This window comes from Bacillus sp. FJAT-28004 (assembly GCF_001280845.1).
Lineage (GTDB): Bacteria > Bacillota > Bacilli > Paenibacillales > Paenibacillaceae > Pristimantibacillus.
The window spans coordinates 291,316-309,919 of record NZ_LGHP01000002.1 but is presented as its reverse complement, the minus strand read 5'-3'; the positions used below and the strand labels follow the sequence as shown (position 1 = coordinate 309,919).

Sequence of the window (18,604 nt, the reverse complement as noted above, 5' to 3'; positions counted from 1 at the left end):
GCGTGAAAACATCACGCTCCTATGTTCACCTTAAGTTATGTCCATTATTTTTTAAAAGTCTCGTCGTAGGCTTTATTGATTAGTTCCAGAGCTCGGTCAGAACCAAGTTTTTTAACCTGTGGTATAACTTTTGAATCCCAGGTATCAATGCTTTGCTTACCGATAATCACATTTACCGAAGCTTCCTCTACGTAGGTATCAATAGCCGTTTTGAGGTCGGTATATTCTTTTTTTGCATTAGTATCGCTAAATTTCGCATCAAAGATTGCCTTGCCAAAGGCTTGGTTTTCTTCCAAAAATGATACCGATTTTTTCATGGCAGCACCATTTAATTCAAAAGTATTAATAGCAGCTTGATTTACAACACTGAAAAGTTCTTGGGTATTTAGCCCCGTATTCTTGATGGTACCATTTGGTGTAGCAGGAGTTTGAAAATCCTTCAAAAATTTCACAGTACCATCGGGATTCTTTTCGTAAGACTCGCCTTCGATACCAAATTGCATTGCATCGATACCTTCTGGGCTGTACATCCAATTCAGCAAATTAACCAATTCATCTTTATATTTAGTTTGGTTTGAAATCACTTTGTAGTTTTGGAAATAGCCGCTTAAAACAGTGGTACCAACTCTTTTATTGTTGTAAGCAGGTTGAAGCATAGCCGTAAATTCAAAGCCCTCTGGAATTTTGCTTCCCATTAGTTGAACAATCTCGTCGCCAACTTGTGGGTAGTCAAAGGTCACCAAACCTTTGTTTGTAGCTAACAGTTCATTCCATTCATCATCTGTAATCGTAGCAAAGTTTGGATTTAACAAGCCTTCGGAATACAATTTATTCAAGTAAACCAACGTATCCTTGTAGGCTTGGCTTTCTGGACCGAATAAATATTTTTGCCCATCTGGGTCAAGATGGAAAGAGGTGTTCGTTCCTCTAAAGTAAGCTTGGTTGCCAATTAGATGAGACGTCCCCCATCTTACGAAAAATGGGTAAGAATCTGGGTAGAGTTTCTTCAGTTCAACTAAGGTATTGTATAAATCGTCAAAGGTTTCGAACTTCGTGGATAAGTTGTGTTTTGCAAAAATATCAGTCCTGCCTAACATAACTTCGTCGGCACGATATGGCACATCATACACTCTTGGGGCGCCATAATATTTGCCGTTAGGCGAACGAGTCAGATCCATGGCAGGTGGATATTTTTCCAACATCGCTTTGTAATGATCAAGCTTCCCTGATTCCATATAAGGCGTTAAATCTAAGAATGCTCCTTGTGGACCATAACGATCCGCATTATCTCTTGATAACGTAATCAAATCCGGTAGTGATCCACCTGCTAACATGGTATTCATTTTTTGTGTATAGTCTGCACGGGCAACGGTAACGGGTTTGATTTTAATATTTGTGTACTTTTGAATGGTCTTAAAAATTTCTTCGTCGCCAGTGTATGGGGTATTAGCCTGGAAAAACCAAGTAACTTCAATTGGTTCTTCGCTAACTTTTTGTGTGGCGGCATTTGAGTCTGCTGTCTGTGACTGTTCTGTGGTTTTGGTAGGTTCGCTTGGTTTGTTACACGCTGTAACTAACAACATCATGGTAGCTACAATTAAGATTAAAAATCTTTTCATGATAAATCTCTCCTCTTTAGTTAACTTTATGAATTATCCTTTTATTGAGCCAACCATAAGGCCCTTGACAAAGTACTTTTGTATAAAAGGATAAATACACATAATAGGAAGGGTAGTGATGACAATGGATGCCATTTTTAAAGATTCCGTTGCCGAGTGATTTAATTGAGCATAAGCGTCTTTTTCGCTTGGATTGAATGTTGCAGCTACCAAAATACTTCTTAAAATCATCTGCAAAGGATACTTTTCGGTGTCATTTAAGTAAAGCAACGCATTAAAATATCCATTCCAAATGCCAACAGCTGTGAATAAGCCGATGGTAGCCAGGATTGGCTTGGAAAGTGGCAAAATGATTTTCACTAAAACTTGAGGATCAGTGGCCCCATCAATGTAAGCGGATTCACTAAGGCTTTCAGGTATATTCCTAAAGAAGGATCTCATGAGAATAATGTTCCATGCAGACAGTGCCCCCGGAAGAACCATAACCCAAATGGTGTCTAATATATGCAGGGACTTATAAGCCAGAAAGGTAGGGATCATACCGCCACCAAAAAACATGGTTATAATGTACACCTTGGACATAAATGAACGCATTTGAAACTTATCTTTGGAAAGTGGATATGCTGTTATTGCTGTGAAAAATAAGGTGAAAAGCGTCCCCAGGGCAGTATACACAATCGTGTTTTTATATGCCGTGAAAAAAATAGGATGGTTTATCATGGTCTTGAATGCACCTAGGTCAAAACCTTTTGGAAAAAAACTAACTTTCCCCGCAATGACTTCTGCGGGATTGCTAATAGACACAGACACAACGTAAGCAAAGGGATAGAGCATAGCCAGTACAACAATAGCCAACATGATGTACACGACAGAAAGAAAGACCCGATCTCCCATTGGTTCTTTGATTTTGTAAGAATTTTTTTTCATGATATCACCATAAACTTTCCTTTAGGAGTTTTCTGGAAAAATAGTTTGCCCCTAATAAAAAAACAATGGAAACCAAACTGTTAAACAACCCAATAGCACTTGAAAATCCATAATCTTGGTCGATTATACCTTTACGGTAAACATAAGTAGAAATAACATCGGCAACATCATATGTGGCAGGGCTATACATTAACAGAATTTTATCGAATCCAACGCCTACAATACCGCCAATTGCTAAAATTAACAAAGTAATGATGGTTGGGCGGAGACTGGGCAAGGTGATGTGAAAAATTTGTTTTAACTTAGAACAGCCATCGATCTTAGCCGCTTCATACATTTCTGAGTCAATCCCTGTAATGGCCGCCAAGTAGAGTATGCTGGCATAGCCAACTTCCTGCCAAATACCTGAGCCAATATACAAGCCTCTAAAGTAACTGGATTCGTTAAAAAATTGGATCGGGTCAACACCGAAATTTGCTATCAATTCATTTGCAATACCTTCACCACTAAAAATGGACTTCATAATGCCCACAATGACAACAACCGAAATAAAATAAGGTAAATACGTAGCGGTTTGAATAAATCTCTTAATTTTTGGATGTATCACTTCGTTAATCAACAAAGCCAGAATAATGGGTGCGGGAAAAGCCCAAAGCAGATTATTAAAACCAAGAACAAACGTGTTTTTTATTATTCTAAAAAAGTTTGGATCTTTAAAAAACCGAGTAAAGTTATCAAAGCCAATCCATTCAGAGCCGCTTATTCCTAAAAACAAACTGTAATTTTGAAAAGCAGTTACGACACCGACCATGGGATAATAAGCAAAGAAACCAATCATGATTAATCCCGGAAACGATAATAACAGAAGAAAGCGGTTGCATTTCCAATCGTACCTAAACTTTGCAATAAACGATGTTTTCTCAGTAGTCGTTAACAAAAACTCACCTCACTTCATTATCTTTTTGTTTATCGCACTAGTCCGCACCCATAATCCGTTCGGAAAATTCGGAAATTTCGACCGATCTCCCTTTGTTCAATCTGGACTCCTCTGCTGCAAAGGCCATCAAATGACTGCGAACCGAAGCGGTCGCGGACGTCAAGCTTTCCTCGCCACTATTCGTGCGGACTTCACCTAAGAAGCTGCGCATTACCCCTGCATCACCGCCGCCATGCCCGCTATTTGGCACATGAACGGAGATTTCGTTCTTCTCTTTCGTAACAAAATCGTATACAGTGATTCGATCATCATGCCCACTGATTTGCCCCTTCGTGCCCATGATTTGAACAATTCGCTCCTGCTCCATCGTGAATCCGCACATGCTGAAGGTTGCCGTGGAGCCATTCGCAAATTCCATGTTCACTACCTGATGGTCAACCACATTATTATCAGATTTATACACGCAACGACCGTACGGTGACGTTTTTAAACCTTCTATGATGGCCTCTTTGGAAGTATCCTGTGTAAAATGCCACGCCCAGTTTTTCCCATCCCCCAAATAAAACCTCGGAGCCGAATAGGGACACTGCGATTCCACAGCACAGCCGTCTAGACAGCGTTCCGTAGCCCCCTCCGGTGAATTGCCAGAATGAAAGTGCATCAACGAACCATACGAGCTGACTCGTACACAAGGCTGATCCATCAGCCAAGATAAGATGTCCATGTCATGACAGGATTTGGACAAAATCATCGGACTTGACGTGTCCGAGTTATTCCAATTCCCGCGAACGAAGCTGTGCGCAATATGCCAATATCCCACATTTTCGTTAAGCTGGATTGAAACCACTTCGCCAATGCGTCCTTCATCGATAATCCGTTTAATCGTAGACCAAAACGGCGTGTAGCGCAGCACATGACAGATCGACAACAAACGATTGTTGTCCTTTGCTGCTTTTTCCATTTCGATGCATTCTCTCGGATCCGGCGACATTGGCTTCTCTAACAGAACGTGGTAGCCTTTATTCAATGACTGAATCGTAGGTCCATGATGCATTCGATCCTGCGTACAAATAATCATGACATCCGCCATTTGCGGCTGTTCTAGGATTTCCTCCCAAGTTGCGTAGCAGTGCTCGTCAGCAATTTTATGCTCCTGTGCAAAGTTCTCACGCCTTTCTCTATTTGGTTCGGCTACAGCCACAACTTTCAATTCATGCGGATAATCAAGCGCATAAGGCGCATAGCTTCGAGCTCCGCGAGATCCCGCTCCAATAAGCACAGCTGTCAATGTTTTCATTATGGTTTTTCCTTCTCCCTATCCCTTAGTTCCTGTAAATGCAATAGCTTCAATAAAGTACATGTTTTTTTGCATGGCGACTGAAGAAAGGTGTCATTATGCTTTTTATGTACGATCGTGTCCATCACCTCCCAATAGAATCAAAATAAACGGCCTCACTGTTTGGGGCGACACAAGAAAGCGCTTTCCAAACCTGCTAAAAATAATTATCTTCGGATTTCCGTAAATAATTATGCTATCTTGGACGGATTCGTTTACCTAGACAAACTTTCTTTGGGGCAAAACAGGAAAGCGTTTTCCAAATTTGCTAAAAAAAATTATCTACGGATTTCCGTAAATAATTATGATCTCACAGAAGACTGTCGAATGACCAGTTGGAATGGTAGTTGTACTTTCACAGGTATATCTAAGGTTCCGTTTATATATTGAACTAAAAGTTTGGCCGAAGTAACCCCGATTTCGTATTTCGGAACAGCGACTGTAGACAAAGGTGGATTCGTGTACTCAGACAATTCGATATTATCTACGCCGATAAAACTCATATCTTCAGGGATACGCAGTCCACTCTCCGAGACCGCTCTCATGGCCGCAATTGCAAGGGTGTCGCTTGCAGCAAACATGGCCGTCGGCAGATCGTTTGACTGTGATTCTAATACATTCATCATGCCGCTATAGCTCTTCTCAACCAGCCACTCGGTATCGATTACCCAGTCGGGATTCACTTCCAATCCGGCGCGATGCATCGCGTATTTGAACCCAATAAATCGCTTATCTTCTGGGTTTCCATTGGTACCCATATCGCCTCCGATAAAGCCGATTTTACGGTGTCCCTGTGCAATTAAATGTTCAATTGCGGCTTGAACAGCAGCTATGCGGTCATAATCCACAACAGCAATGTCAGCAACGTCTGCATCCGTTAAATCGATGCCAACAACTGCTCGGATGTGCTTTCGGATATAGGTTAAAATCTCGGAATCAATCTCTCCGATGAGAATCATCCCATCCAGATGTGTTTCCGTTACCACTCTGTGCAGTTGCTGCTCGCTTTGCAATTCATCCAAGGAGTGAATATAAGTCAATGTATAACCAGAATCCTGTAACTGCTTGCTCAACCCCGATAAAATGGGGGAGAAATAAGGATGCTGCCCTCGGAACTGCTCTTTCATCACTATGCAGCCTACCTGCATAGAAGGCTTAGCTTCTTCCTTTTTATTTTGAACCAAATTGCGCGCAGCTTCATTCGGCTTATAGCCTAATTCTAGGACAACTTCCCAAATTCTTTTTTTCGTTTCCGCATTAATTTGCCTACTTGTATCGTTATTAATGACTCTTGAAACCGTAGAAACGGAAACGCCGACCTGGTTTGCAATATCTTTGAGTGTGGGCAAGATACAGTGCTCCTTATTCCCTAATTTTGGCGCCAAACGCTTTCCAACTTCATTTTAATACGCTTTTATTCGAGAGTCAATATGGTGATGACTAAAAATTTGAAAAATCTGATAAATCTGAATGTTAATCAATCGCTGACTCATAGACAAAAAGAGGTGTCCCAAAAGCCATGAATATGGCTTGCTAAAACGTAAGATTCTATGTATTCAGATATGTAAGAGAGGGACATCTCCCCATTCGAGGCTCTCCCTGCACTAGAACACATCAAGCCTGCATTCAATTGAATGCGGGCTTGATGTGCTCATGCTACTTAATTTCCCTAGTTTCTTCCCTTAGCCATCCGCTCTCTTCTTTATTTAAATAAGGAGCTAGCTTCGTATATACCTCTTGATGATAATTGTTTAACCATTGCTTTTCACTCTCTGTTAACATATCTTTATTGATACCGGCTAAATCAATTGGGCAATACGTAATTGTTTCAAACTTCATAAATTGACCAAACTCTGTTTTCTCGTCTTCAACTACTAACATCATATTTTCAATTCTAATTCCATATTTACCTTCGAGGTATATTCCCGGTTCATTCGTAATAATCATGCCTTTTTCTAATGTAACATTATTATTATTCCTTATGCTTTGTGGTCCTTCATGAACATTCAAGAAAAAACCTACCCCATGTCCTGTCCCGCATTTATAGTCTAAACCATACTGCCATATTGGTTGCCTTGCTAAAACATCTAAGTTAGAGCCTGTAGCTCCGTATAAATATTTTACTGAGCTTAATGCAATAAATCCTTTTAACACCAAAGTAAAATCTCTTTTTTGTTCATCGGTAAGTTTTCCTAAAACAATCGTTCGTGTAATATCTGTTGTTCCATCATAATACTGTCCGCCTGAATCAATTAAAAAAAGTCCTTCATTCTTAAGAGTAAATTGCGTTTCTTTATTGGCTTTATAATGCATCATCGCAGCATGTTCTCTATAACCTGCTATCGTATCAAAGCTAGGTCCAACATATCCTTCCTGCGCCCTTCTGAAATCTTCTAATCTTTCTTCTGCAGTAATCTCTGTAATTTCTTCTTTGTCTACAACGTTTTTTAGCCATTTTATAAATTTCACCATGGCTAAACCATCTTTTATTTCACACCATTTTACATTTTTTATCTCAACTTCATTTTTAATCGCTTTTAAATTAGTCGTGATGTCAGGACTTTCAATTTTCTTTGTAATACTGTTAATGGCATTATATAATCTGCTATTTGTTTTATTCGTATCTAAAATAATAGTATCTCCGCTTGAAAGATTTCCTAAGAAAGTTTGTATTTCATGATTCGCTTTTAACTCGATTCCTTCAGCCTCCAGTTCTAATTTAACCAAAGGGGAAACCTTGCAAGAATCAATAAATAAATAACATTCATGTTCTGCTACGATTACATTAGCTATTACAACTGGATTGTTAGGCACATCGGCCCCTCTTATATTCAAAAGCCATGCAATGTCATCAAGGGAAGTTAAGATATAATAATTTGCTCCTATATTTTTCATTTCTTTTCTTACTTCATTTAATTTTTCTACTTGTGATTTGCCTGCATATTTTACGTCATGAGTAAAAATTGGTCCTTTAGGAATCTCTGGTCTATCTTCCCACAGATCACCAATTAAATCTTGATTCATTTTTAATACGATTCTCTTTGCTTTTAGATCTTTTTCCATCTTTTTAACCATATTAATTGAAAAAACATTTCCATCAAAGCCCACAATGCTTCCTTCATTAAGAACATCTGCTAGCCATTCTGAATAAAATGGTACCCCTGGATCCACCATTCTAAATAATCTGATTCCTGAGCCCTCAAGCTGCTTTTCTGCTTGAATATAGTATCTACCATCTGTCCATAACCCAGCATCCTCTAATGTAATAACTACAGTACCTGCAGACCCTGTAAATCCTGATATCCATTGTCTACATTTCCAATGTTCTGCTACATATTCACTCTGATGTGCATCGAAACTGGGAATTATATAAGCATCCATTTGATTTTCTTTCATTAGCTGTCTTAACTTTTCGATCCTATCCCTGATATTCATTACTAATACCTCCATTTTCCTTAAGACTAAATTCTTTATTTTCACGATCATATAGCCATGCAGCTAGTACTATACTAATTATTCCGGCTGTAAGTTTTGATATGATAAACGCTCCTAACATTTCTGGGGCTACTCCTGACACAAATCCAAATTGACCTCCAAATACAAATGCTCCACTTATTCCAAAGGCAGTACATACCACTTTTCCTTTAGGATTCATTTCCTTAAATGTTCCAAATATCAACAGATTACTAGCCAAACTTCCTAGAATGCCTGCTACTGACACTGAATTAATTCCAAATTTCTCCCCTATTTCTTTAAAACTATTTTTAAAAATTCGATTGATAAGTGCTAGCATAGGATATGCTCCACCTAAAACAAATGCGATCTTGCCTACTATTACAGTAGATTCAGATAGTGGTGCTAATTCTGAGACAAGCCTTACACCAAATATCACATCTATACCTTGTAAAAGTAATCCAACAGTACTCAAACTCATTATAAGCTTTCCAAATACATTAAAAACTTTTATAAAAACATGAGGAGCTTTTAATAATCCTGCTCCTAAAATAATGGCAAAAACAAATATAGGTACCAGATTCCATACTAATATATTGATATTTATTTTTTGCCAAAGGCCTGCTGCAAGACATCCTATTGGTATAGTAATAATTCCAACCAACACACCCATAGAAAAATATTTTTCATCCTCTTTAGAAAGCATCCCTAACGCGACAGGTATTGAAAAACTAATTGTGGCTCCTAATGTAGATGCGATGATAATTCCTGAGAATGCCCCCATTTCCTCTGTCAATGCTAGCTCATTTGCCATTTGATAGCCCCCCATATCTACAGCTAAAAATGCTGCAGGAACAATAGAAGGATCTAGATGAAAAACTCTAAAGATTGGAATAATCTCAGCGGATAAAAAATTTGTAAGTATAGGGGCTAAAGAAAGTATTCCTATCATGCCAAGCCCTAAAGCTCCCATGGTCTTTATGCCTTCCTCAAATTTCCCACCCAGTTTCAAATGATTTCCGGTAATATAATCAATAGCTCCGATTACAAAAAAAGAACCGATTAGATATAATACAAATTTTTCCATTGTTATGATCACTTTCTGTTTATTTTATATAATGTCTTTACTAATCAGCATCTGTAGTATAAAACCCACTATTGTAGATATAATTAGGCGTATTAACAGCTATAAGCTTGACCTTTTTGTTCGTATAATTAGCCCAATTGTGGGCAATATTTGAGTCCATATGAACACTGTCACCAGGATATACTTCATGCCTCTTACCATTTATGTAAACTGTTAATATACCCTCTAAAACATAAATGAACTCTTCTCCCTTATGCTTATAGGATAATATTTCTTCATCTTTCTTTTGTGGAAGAATTTCTATAAGCCTTGGAAAAAGTTGTTTATTTTCTAAGTTTGTACTTAAACTATACTTAATAAAACCACCTTCTACTGAATCCATTAATTCTTGTTCATAACTTCTTAAAACCATATCTTTCCTTTTTAGTGGATAATCAAAAAAATGTGTTAAATGTACTTCCAAAATATCAGCTAGTTTTTCAAGTGAATCAACAGCTATGGTAGTAAGCCCCCTTTCTAATTGAGACAGAAATCCAACAGATAGTTCGCTTTTTTCACTTAACTCTTTCAAAGTAATTCCTTTTTCAGTCCTCAATTTCTTTATTTCCATTCCTATATTCATAAATTCACCCCGTATTTTCATTATTGTGAATAATATAATATAATTTAGAGTATTTAGCAATATATCATGAAATAATTTCATGGATATGAAAATCATTAAATTAACGTAATCATCTATTCTCTCAAGAACAGTCCGTAGAATTACACAATCTGGCACAAAAAAGACGCTTGATCTATTAGATCTCTATTAGATCTATGCGCCTAGATTATTAAATAATAAAATACGAAAAAGAGCTATCTTATAGTGCCTTACTCAACTAAAGCGCCAATAACTCGAAGGAGAGTAAAGATACAGTCTGCCTACAATTTGATTAACCAACCTCAGTCTTCTGGTTAGGTCATGTTTTTTAGGTACAGATCTATATTAAAATGAGGAAAAATTTTCAAGCTTTGATCAAGTTTTGAAACTTCTAATAAGGCATACGATTGGCTCTGGTTGCCCTAAACAAATCCAACCTTTGGTGATTTACAATTTTTATCAACCAACAGATTTGAAAAAATCACAGGAATAAAAAAAGCCACGTCATGAAGACATGGCCATTGAATCTACAAAAGAACTTATTCGAACAATATTAATAATGACCCGTCATCTCTTCGCCTTATAAAACTCATGATAAAGCTTCATCAGCGCCCGCTTCTCAATCCGCGACCGAACTAACACCATACAACCGTGTTTGTCATGCGGACTCTCGAAGCCTTTATGTCCATTTATGTGTTCTTGTGTACCTCATAATATAATACCTTGGCACAATGAGGTTCTAGGCCGTTAAGTTTCATCGCGTTCGTGTAGTACCCGACTTCCTCGTCCGTCCAAAAATCGTAAACCCGATAGCTCCCATCCAAACTTATCTCGATATCTTTAGGCTGGTCGTCAATATTGAAGACGCAAATGAGATATCGATCCTCCAATTTAATTCGTCCAATCGTATAAGTATCATCGTCAAAGTAGGCGGCTTTGCCGGTTGGAGGCAAGAGCTTTTGCAATACCCGAACATTTTGCTCGGACAAAGATGGAATTAAGTCTCCGCTTAGGATCATCCCTCCGGATGCTAAGATAACGGCTTTATGAAATTCGAACTCTTGATCCGAAATATCCGATTTTTTCTCAATAACTTCGCCGCTAATCGTCTGATTATTAAACGTTACTCTTTCAAGGACTATGACATCCGGGTCGTTATACCACAAGGTGTCGTTTTGCCAGTTTCGGGGAAATAGCTCCTTCGCATTGCCACTGACATGTTTCCAGTCCCTTGCAATATCATTGGTCACCCGGTTCCCATGAACTAAACCAAGAAGCGGCCAGAAAGGAGCATTGCACCCAAGAATAAAGCTGTCGTGCCCGACTTCATCGACAATCGCTTTCATTCCACTGCGAAATGCTTCGATTCTAGTTGCTTGTTTGTCGTGACGGTATCCTGGCAAGGCACCGTATTGCAGAAAATCCAGCTTAAAATACCGCCAACCCCATTCATCATGCATAACCCTGACAGCTGACTTCAAATAGTTTTGGGCTTCAGGATGCGTTCCGTCAAGCATATACCATTGCTTTTCCGGCAGCTTCTTTTTTTGACCGATTCCATTGAACGGTTTGCCTTCCTGATCTTGAACCAGCCAATCCGGATGCTCAAGCATCAGCTTCGACCCCGGTTCTACAATAAAGGGAGAAATGTAACCTGCAGCTTCAATCTCGGTTGCCCGGATACCTTCACTAATCGTTTTGATGTCTGCCCCAAGCGTAACACTCGGAATTAGGAAGTCTCCGTCGGCTGCTGCATAGCCCCCATCAATTTGAATTCGCTTCAGTTCAGGTATTCGCTGGACCATGCTGCGCGCATTCTCGTAGAGCCCCTCTGCAGTTATCGGGCGAAGGCAATAATAGGAACACCATCCCGTAGGAATTTCAGGGTAAAGCATTCGCGGGTGGTTCCGATTGAGGCATTCAGCCAATTCTTGAAAGAGCAGATCGCGGTTCGCTCCGGAAGAAAACATGAATTGTTCCAATTCCCACGACTGGCCAGGCCCCAGCTCTAAATCTTCTGTATCCATAATCACTTCGATATAGGAATTTCTGAATCGAAACTCGCCGGAAAAGCGATTGCATGAAGTAAACGCCATCAGTAAGTGCTCCTCATGACTGGGAGACAAGGCCATCAGGTTGTATACCGTCCATAAGTTCTCATGAAACGGAGTTTCGGGGACTCGGAAGAAGTCACGATCTTTTCCGTAAGCCCCGATCACATAGGGCAAAGAAAGAGTGCCACTGTATTGGGTAAGCATTTGAAAGCCTTCACCGTAAAATGGAGTATCGGGTGCAAGAGACATATCCCCAGAAAAAAGTACGACCTCTCTAATCCGCAGTGAATGATCGGACCGATTCACAACTTTAGCGTTTAAGAGATTATTCTCCCATGATTTCTCTACGATAACCTCACGGTCACTAGCTGTTGTGCAATCGGTAAGTCTAACACTAGAGTTGATATTTTTCATATCTTCCAAATTCAGCATATTGAACCTCTCTCTTCAAATAATTCACAATTCGAAATCGTCGTCACACCTCTCTCAGTGCTTCTTCCACGGAAAGCTTTTTACCCATTCTCGACGATACGGCTGCAGCATGCACCAAGCATTGTGACTTCAAATAATCTCTTCCGTTTGGTCTTGGCTCCCGCTTTTCCTGCAACGCAGTTAGAAATTCATCGATCGACAGCATGTTTCCTACCCCGGCAAAGGTGTATTCTTCATCGGCCATCCCTTCCTTTATAAGCTGCACTCGGTTGCTCGTCACCAAAATCGCGCCATCCGCTCCTTCGAAACGCCAATCTCCATACCATTCGGTCAGTTTTCCTTTGGCCATCATGTTGCCGTGATAATCCACGACCGTCCCGCCGTCTAGCTCCATCCAAGCACTTAGGTGGACTGTCGTCGTTTCCGTCCAGCTGCCAGGCGGATTGCTGTTCATCGCGAACACTTTCACCGCTTCCTGGCCGGTAAAATATCGGATCATATCGAAATGATGAATCGTTACATCTTCCAGCAGTCCGTTTTCAAGCCGACCAAAATAAGGAACGGGTACGACATGATAGCGGTCGAATTCGATATGCACAGATGACAAATGCCCGATAACGCCACTGTCTAAAAGCTCCTTCGCCTTCAGAACCGGAGCAAAAAAACGGTAATTCTCTGAAATCATGAACGGGATGCTTTTCAGTTCGGCTTGGCCGACAATATATTGCGCATCCGTAATATCGTTCGAAATCGGCTTCTCGCAAAGAACTGGCAGACCATGCGCAAATGCGATCTCATTAATCGTAGTATGAATATGGGGAGGCGTAACATTTATGACGAAATCGGGGCGCTCGCTGATGATCGCATCTTCCAAAGACGAATAAAATGGGGTTTCCGGATCAATCGTTTCGCGCAGCTGAACGTTCGCTTCAACAACGCATACTTCCTCCACGCCAGCATGGCGCCTTAATCTCTTGTACCACCCTGAACCGAAGTTTCCTAATCCGACCAGAACTGCCTTCATATTGCTCATCCTCTCTTCGCTTTTTATCCTTATATTCTGCTGTTTAACTTTTGCTCTCAGGATTAAAACTTGATCATTCGTTGTTCCCTAATCGATTCTACAGCTCTACACACGACTTCCCAGCTTCGGAGATTATCACCTATGTGGGTTAACGGCTTACGACCGTCCCGGATCGACTCCATCATATGGAACAATGAATGCTTTAGTCCTGTATATGCCATGCTTGGAAGTGGAATATCCTCTCTAGAACCGTCCAATCTCACAATGCAAGGTGAGTCATTGTATACCTCGATTGCTCCATCATTGCCAACCAACCGAAAATTGCCGATCCAAGGGGTATCCGTCCCCCGATTGACAAAGCTACTGTAGTAGTGGACATGCACACCCGATTCGAAACCAAGAATTACTGAAACGCTTCCATTGCTATCCAGCCAACTCCAAGAAGGATTATGGCTTTGTGCATATACGGAGACTGTATTACTGTTCAATATATATCTCATTAGATCGAAATGATGGACGCACATTTCTTTTAAAAACATTTCTTCCAATTCTTTGCGCCATGCTACAAAGGAGCTCGTAGATGTATGATTGCGTGCAAAGCTCCATTCAATGGCTTCTATAGGACCGACGACGTTTGCCTCTACCGCATTTTTCACTGCCAAAACGGCAGGATTCCAACGGTAATTTTGGCTGATCATCACATAGCGGTCGCTTTGTGCGGCCAGTGCTGCCATCTCTACAGATTCATCCCAATCCAATGAAATAGGCTTTTCCAAAATGATATGAAGACCCGCCTCCAGCATTTCCTCCATTAGCTTTTTGTGAGTGCCAGGGGGGTAATCAACAACGCGATATTTGCGTCGGTTTCCTGTAGTGCCTGCTTGTAATCGGTAAATGCCGGAACGGGCCTGCCATCCAAAAGCTCCTTTGCCTTTTCCAGATTATCCGTGCTCATATCGGCAATAGCAGCAAACTCCACTTTATCCTCCATCGCTATTATCGCTTTAATCCATTCTAATCCGTGCAATCCGGTGCCTATTTGAATAACCTTTGTCTTTTTCAACCATACCCTCTCCTATATTAAATTAGTCCCGATTCCGTAAGTTTTCAAAGTAGAACAAGCCTTCTTTTGTTCCCGACCGCCTTAATGTTAATCTTCTCTGCTTTACATTTGATTTTTGTTTCGGGAAGGTCCCGCATGGCACCAGACGACGACAATAGGATCTTCCATGCTTGAAATGAGATGATGGTCCTCTCCCGGTTCAATAATGACGACATCTCCCGTTTTTACTGGGTACATGTGTTCTTTGTTGATTTCAACCTCACCTTTGCCCTGCAGAATAAGGAAAGCTTCACAATCCTCGTGCACATGATAGTCGATACCGCCTGGACCGTCGTTCGTATGAGCGCGCGCACCCGGCTTCTCGAAGGCAAGTCCGCCGTAAGAGATGTAATCCCCTGGCATAATGTCTTTCAAAATATGTCCTTCCGTAACATCGGCCAACTGCTGTAAACGATAAGTTCTCATTTGAAATCATTCCTTTTTTCTTTTATTTTGCCATCTAGTCGGGCTTAAGGCCGACAACACAGCCTAAGCCCGAATGAGTTGCAGTTACTTCTTGAACAATTCGTCATATTTTTGCTTAGCTTCCTTCATCACTTGATCTCCGCCCATTGCCTTCCATTCTGTAACGAACCCATAAAACTCGCTGATCGGTCGTTTCCCGGTAATGAAGTCAATGAAGGCTTTGACAGCAAATTGATCGAGACGATCTTTATACTCGTTATACAGGGGTCTAGATACGGGCTCCAGAATATCATATTTTCCTTTGCCGATATGCTCGACCTTTTTCCTCAAATCCCTATATTTCGCATCGGTCATGAATGGAGTCTGGAATTCATAATCATTAAAGCTGCCCATAAACGGATATTGCGGTCCGATTCCAAACTTGATTCGTTCGCTTTCTTCGTCATAAGGCGGAATAAATTGATAGTCACCCTCTGACGTAATGTTATACGTTGTTCCATCCTCACCATAAATGACCGAGGCACGAACATCCTTGTTAAAGTTGTAGGCATCCATAACTTCAAGGTACTTTTTCAGTTTCTCTTGATCTTTTTCCAATCTTTTGGCGAACTGTTGACCAGAATTGCCTACCGGATTTCTCTGTATTGCTCCGTAATCACCATTGGGACCTTTTGGTCCGGCAAAGAGCGCCCAATCTACGCCGGGAATTTTCTCATAGTATTTGCCTCCGGAGAACGCCCTTGCGGGGAGGAAGTTCCACCAGTTACTTTCAACGACGCCAAATTTCTCAGAAATGATTTTATCTTCTATGTTCGTTTTTTTGTTAATGGCAAACTCAAGATCGATAAGGTCCTGTTTATACCATTTATTTAGTACGGTCAAAGCATCCTTGGCTCCAGGCTGAATCTCTCCTTTGACAATTACCCCGTTTTCTTCAGTAAATGCTCCAGGATACACGCCGAAAGCGGCGAAGATCGAAGTGAACATATCCGAGAATGGCACCACCCCAGGCTGCAGCTCGGCTTTTGCAACCATTCCGTACGTATCTTTCTTTCCGTTCTTATCGGGGTCATCGTTTCTGAATTTGATTAACGCTTCTTCCAGCTCGCCGAGAGTTTCCGGCACTTTGGTGATCCCTACATTTTTCAACCAATCGTTTCGGATGCCAACTACCGTACCATCGCTGCCGAGTGTCCAAATAATCGGTAAAGAGTAAATTTTGCCGTCTCGGCGTTGATAGATGAACGGATCTTCTTGATCCGAATTTTTGACCAGCCAGTTATAATAATTAGGAGCGTTCTGCTTGATGAAATCCTCTGAAAGCTCGGCCGGAATACCCTGTGCGACAAATTTATCATATTCGGGCATTTTCAAATCCACCCAATAATCGGGCATCTTTCCCGAAGCGATGTCCAAAAGCAGCTGCTGCTGATACGTTTCCCCCTTTTCCGGCTGAAAGGTAATGTCTACGTTAAACTTGTCCTGCATCGCTTTAACTGCGTAAGGTTGATCCGTCATTTTGGCGCCGTCCCAGGTTAGGAATGTCAGCTTGAGGCGTTCTTCCTTACTAGAAACACCAGACGCCGTCGTCTCCTCTCCTTTGGATCTTGGATTGTCCTGACCGGCGCATGAGGTTAGGACCACAAGTGCAACTGCTATAATACCGCCTGCCAATGCTTTCTTCTTCAATTGAATCACACCCCTTTTATTTACTGTATTTATTGGTACGGCTCCCCCTTCTTCTACAACTGATTAGCCTTTAACAGCACCCAGCATAATACCCCGAACGAAAAATTTTTGCACGAACGGATAAATGACCAGCATAGGCAATATCGACAAGATCACGATAGTCGCATACAGCTCTCTGCCCAAATGCTTCGTCGTATCCGTCCTGTTGATTAAAGCCTGCATCGAGTCGAGGTTGTTCTCGATCACGATTTTACGAAGCACGATTTGCAGCACGTCCTTTCCAGGATCCTTAATATAAATCATTGCGTCAAACCATGCATTCCAATGGTAAACCGCCACCCATAGCGCAATCGTTGCCAAAACAGGCTTCGATAAGGGAATTGTAATCCTGCAAAAAATCGTAAAATAACCCGCGCCATCCATCTTCGCTGACTCTTCCAGACTTTCCGGCAACGACCGAAAAAAATTCCTCATGATTAGAACGTTGTACGTACCGACTAGTGACGGCAGCACCAACGCCCATATCATATCCAACAGACCTAAATTTTTGATTAGTAGAAATGTAGGAATTAATCCACCGCTAAAGACCATTGTAAACAAGATGAACAACGTGATCGTTCTGTTAAGCGGCAAATCCAACTTGGAAAGAGGATAAGCCAGCATCGAAGTAAACGTGAGGCTTAAGGTAACTCCCAACACTGTCCGCACCAGCGTATTCCCATAACCGACCCACAAGCCTGTGAATTCCAAAGCAAGCTTATAAGCGGCTAAAGAAAAATTCTGAGGAACCAACATCAGTCCGGATGAATAAGCTCCCTTGCCCGAAGATAAGGAGATAACTAGCTGATTCCAAAACGGCAGCAAAGTAATGAATAGAATCCCTGTTACGAGCATATACAGCAGGACATCAAACCCTTTTTCACTTTTCGTTTTCTTCATATAGCCCCTCCGCAAGATGCCGGTTTTACCATAATGAATGCTCCTTTCCACCTGCAGTCTTGATGATCCAGTTAACCGTTACAATCATGACTAAGGCAATGACCGATTTGAATAAACCTACCGCCGTTGCATAGCCATATTCCATCTCTATCATGCCTTTTCTGTACACATACGTATCAATAATGTCCGATACTCGATATACGTTAACACTATACATATTAAAAATTTGATCGAATCCGGCATCTAGAATTCCCGCCATCGACAAAATTAACAGGATGGCCATTACTGGAACGAGCATAGGGATCGTAATGTTAATGACCCTTTGAAATCTACTTGCCCCGTCGATAATAGCCGCTTCATATATTTCGCCGTTAATGCCAGATATGGCGGCGAAATAAACGATCGCTCCCCAACCGAAGCTTTTATAAATGTCCGTCAATACGAGAATAAGTCGGAAATACTTTTCATTTCCCATAAATAAGACAGGGTCCATCCCTAACAGTTTGACAATGGAATTAACTAAGCCGTCGATTGATAGGATGCTCATGAAGATGCCCGCCATCACTACCCACGAAATAAAATGTGGCAAATAAGATATCGTTTGAGCTATTTTTTTAAACTTTTCACTGGTTATTTCATTTAACAGCAGGGCAAATATGATCGGAACCGGGAAGCCGAATATTAATTTGTACAAGCTGATGATAATCGTATTTTTCAAAACCTGTAAAAAAACAGGGTCTGAAAACGCATACATAAAATTGTACATTCCAATCCAAGGGCTGTTCCAAATCCCCTTCATAAGCTGAAAATCCTTAAAGGCTAATACGGCACCATACATTGGAACATAATGGAAAACAATGTAGTACGCTATTGCGGGCAGCATCATCACATATAGCACTTTATACTTCTTGAACCCCCTCATACGAATCTCCAGAACAT

16 protein-coding genes are annotated in these 18,604 nt (G+C 40.9%); all 16 read right to left on the bottom strand.

All coding sequences use genetic code 11. The features are described from left to right. Positions 1–44 precede the first annotated feature (44 nt). Positions 45–1,619: an extracellular solute-binding protein gene (locus AC787_RS23640; RefSeq protein ID WP_054027429.1), complete on the bottom strand. Its 1,575-nt coding sequence runs from the start codon at positions 1,617–1,619 to the stop codon at positions 45–47. A 33-nt stretch (positions 1,620–1,652) separates the two neighbouring features. Beyond that, on the bottom strand, positions 1,653–2,546 hold the full coding sequence (locus AC787_RS23635; protein WP_054027428.1) for a carbohydrate ABC transporter permease: 894 nt from the start codon (positions 2,544–2,546) through the stop codon (positions 1,653–1,655). Positions 2,547–2,550: 4 nt separating this feature from the next. Further along, complete coding sequence (locus AC787_RS23630) at positions 2,551–3,483, bottom strand: ABC transporter permease (RefSeq protein WP_054027427.1); 933 nt, start codon at positions 3,481–3,483, stop codon at positions 2,551–2,553. A 37-nt stretch (positions 3,484–3,520) separates the two neighbouring features. Next, positions 3,521–4,780 carry a Gfo/Idh/MocA family protein gene (locus tag AC787_RS23625; protein WP_054027426.1) on the bottom strand — a complete coding sequence of 420 codons (1,260 nt, stop codon included), beginning with the start codon at positions 4,778–4,780 and terminating at the stop codon, positions 3,521–3,523. Positions 4,781–5,121: 341 nt separating this feature from the next. Next, the gene (locus tag AC787_RS23620) at positions 5,122–6,168 is read right to left on the bottom strand and encodes a LacI family DNA-binding transcriptional regulator (protein WP_054027425.1); all 1,047 of its coding nucleotides are present in this window, start codon (positions 6,166–6,168) and stop codon (positions 5,122–5,124) included. A gap of 307 nt (positions 6,169–6,475) precedes the next feature. Then, positions 6,476–8,254 carry an aminopeptidase P family protein gene (locus AC787_RS23615; RefSeq protein WP_054027424.1) on the bottom strand — a complete coding sequence of 593 codons (1,779 nt, stop codon included), beginning with the start codon at positions 8,252–8,254 and terminating at the stop codon, positions 6,476–6,478. Continuing rightward, a complete protein-coding gene (eutH, locus tag AC787_RS23610; protein WP_054027423.1) occupies positions 8,238–9,359 on the bottom strand; it encodes an ethanolamine utilization protein EutH in 1,122 nt (373 codons plus the stop codon). The genes AC787_RS23615 and eutH overlap by 17 nt, the downstream gene beginning before the upstream one ends. Positions 9,360–9,399: 40 nt before the next feature. Then, on the bottom strand, positions 9,400–9,981 hold the full coding sequence (locus AC787_RS23605; protein WP_053344573.1) for a helix-turn-helix domain-containing protein: 582 nt from the start codon (positions 9,979–9,981) through the stop codon (positions 9,400–9,402). Positions 9,982–10,688: 707 nt separating this feature from the next. After that, positions 10,689–12,485: a glycoside hydrolase family 36 protein gene (locus AC787_RS23600; RefSeq protein ID WP_054027422.1), complete on the bottom strand. Its 1,797-nt coding sequence runs from the start codon at positions 12,483–12,485 to the stop codon at positions 10,689–10,691. 43 nt (positions 12,486–12,528) lie between these two features. Further along, entirely contained in the window at positions 12,529–13,509 is a 981-nt protein-coding gene (locus AC787_RS23595; RefSeq protein WP_054027421.1) for a Gfo/Idh/MocA family protein, read from the bottom strand. A 62-nt stretch (positions 13,510–13,571) separates the two neighbouring features. Continuing rightward, positions 13,572–14,312 (bottom strand): Gfo/Idh/MocA family protein, encoded by a 741-nt coding sequence (locus AC787_RS23590; protein WP_054027420.1) that lies wholly within the window; start codon positions 14,310–14,312, stop codon positions 13,572–13,574. An 8-nt stretch (positions 14,313–14,320) separates the two neighbouring features. Further along, a complete protein-coding gene (locus tag AC787_RS23585) occupies positions 14,321–14,572 on the bottom strand; it encodes a hypothetical protein (RefSeq protein ID WP_054027419.1) in 252 nt (83 codons plus the stop codon). Positions 14,573–14,674: 102 nt separating this feature from the next. Beyond that, positions 14,675–15,037: a cupin domain-containing protein gene (locus AC787_RS23580; RefSeq protein ID WP_054027418.1), complete on the bottom strand. Its 363-nt coding sequence runs from the start codon at positions 15,035–15,037 to the stop codon at positions 14,675–14,677. 84 nt (positions 15,038–15,121) lie between these two features. Continuing rightward, entirely contained in the window at positions 15,122–16,726 is a 1,605-nt protein-coding gene (locus tag AC787_RS23575; protein ID WP_152970739.1) for an extracellular solute-binding protein, read from the bottom strand. A 63-nt stretch (positions 16,727–16,789) separates the two neighbouring features. Beyond that, positions 16,790–17,665 (bottom strand): carbohydrate ABC transporter permease, encoded by an 876-nt coding sequence (locus tag AC787_RS23570; protein ID WP_054027416.1) that lies wholly within the window; start codon positions 17,663–17,665, stop codon positions 16,790–16,792. A gap of 25 nt (positions 17,666–17,690) precedes the next feature. After that, positions 17,691–18,587, bottom strand: coding sequence for an ABC transporter permease (locus AC787_RS23565; RefSeq protein ID WP_054027415.1), 897 nt, complete (start codon positions 18,585–18,587; stop codon positions 17,691–17,693). Between the last annotated feature and the right edge of the window lie 17 nt (positions 18,588–18,604).

Coding starts and splice junctions, on each gene's coding strand:
- AC787_RS23640 (WP_054027429.1), bottom strand. CDS start 1,619: ATGAAAAGATTTTTAATCTTAATTGTAGCTACCATGATGTTGTTAGTT.
- AC787_RS23635 (WP_054027428.1), bottom strand. CDS start 2,546: ATGAAAAAAAATTCTTACAAAATCAAAGAACCAATGGGAGATCGGGTC.
- AC787_RS23625 (WP_054027426.1), bottom strand. CDS start 4,780: ATGAAAACATTGACAGCTGTGCTTATTGGAGCGGGATCTCGCGGAGCT.
- AC787_RS23615 (WP_054027424.1), bottom strand. CDS start 8,254: ATGAATATCAGGGATAGGATCGAAAAGTTAAGACAGCTAATGAAAGAA.
- eutH (WP_054027423.1), bottom strand. CDS start 9,359: ATGGAAAAATTTGTATTATATCTAATCGGTTCTTTTTTTGTAATCGGA.
- AC787_RS23605 (WP_053344573.1), bottom strand. CDS start 9,981: ATGAATATAGGAATGGAAATAAAGAAATTGAGGACTGAAAAAGGAATT.
- AC787_RS23600 (WP_054027422.1), bottom strand. CDS start 12,485: ATGCTGAATTTGGAAGATATGAAAAATATCAACTCTAGTGTTAGACTT.
- AC787_RS23595 (WP_054027421.1), bottom strand. CDS start 13,509: ATGAAGGCAGTTCTGGTCGGATTAGGAAACTTCGGTTCAGGGTGGTAC.
- AC787_RS23590 (WP_054027420.1), bottom strand. CDS start 14,312: ATGCTGGAGGCGGGTCTTCATATCATTTTGGAAAAGCCTATTTCATTG.
- AC787_RS23580 (WP_054027418.1), bottom strand. CDS start 15,037: ATGAGAACTTATCGTTTACAGCAGTTGGCCGATGTTACGGAAGGACAT.
- AC787_RS23570 (WP_054027416.1), bottom strand. CDS start 17,665: ATGAAGAAAACGAAAAGTGAAAAAGGGTTTGATGTCCTGCTGTATATG.
- AC787_RS23565 (WP_054027415.1), bottom strand. CDS start 18,587: ATGAGGGGGTTCAAGAAGTATAAAGTGCTATATGTGATGATGCTGCCC.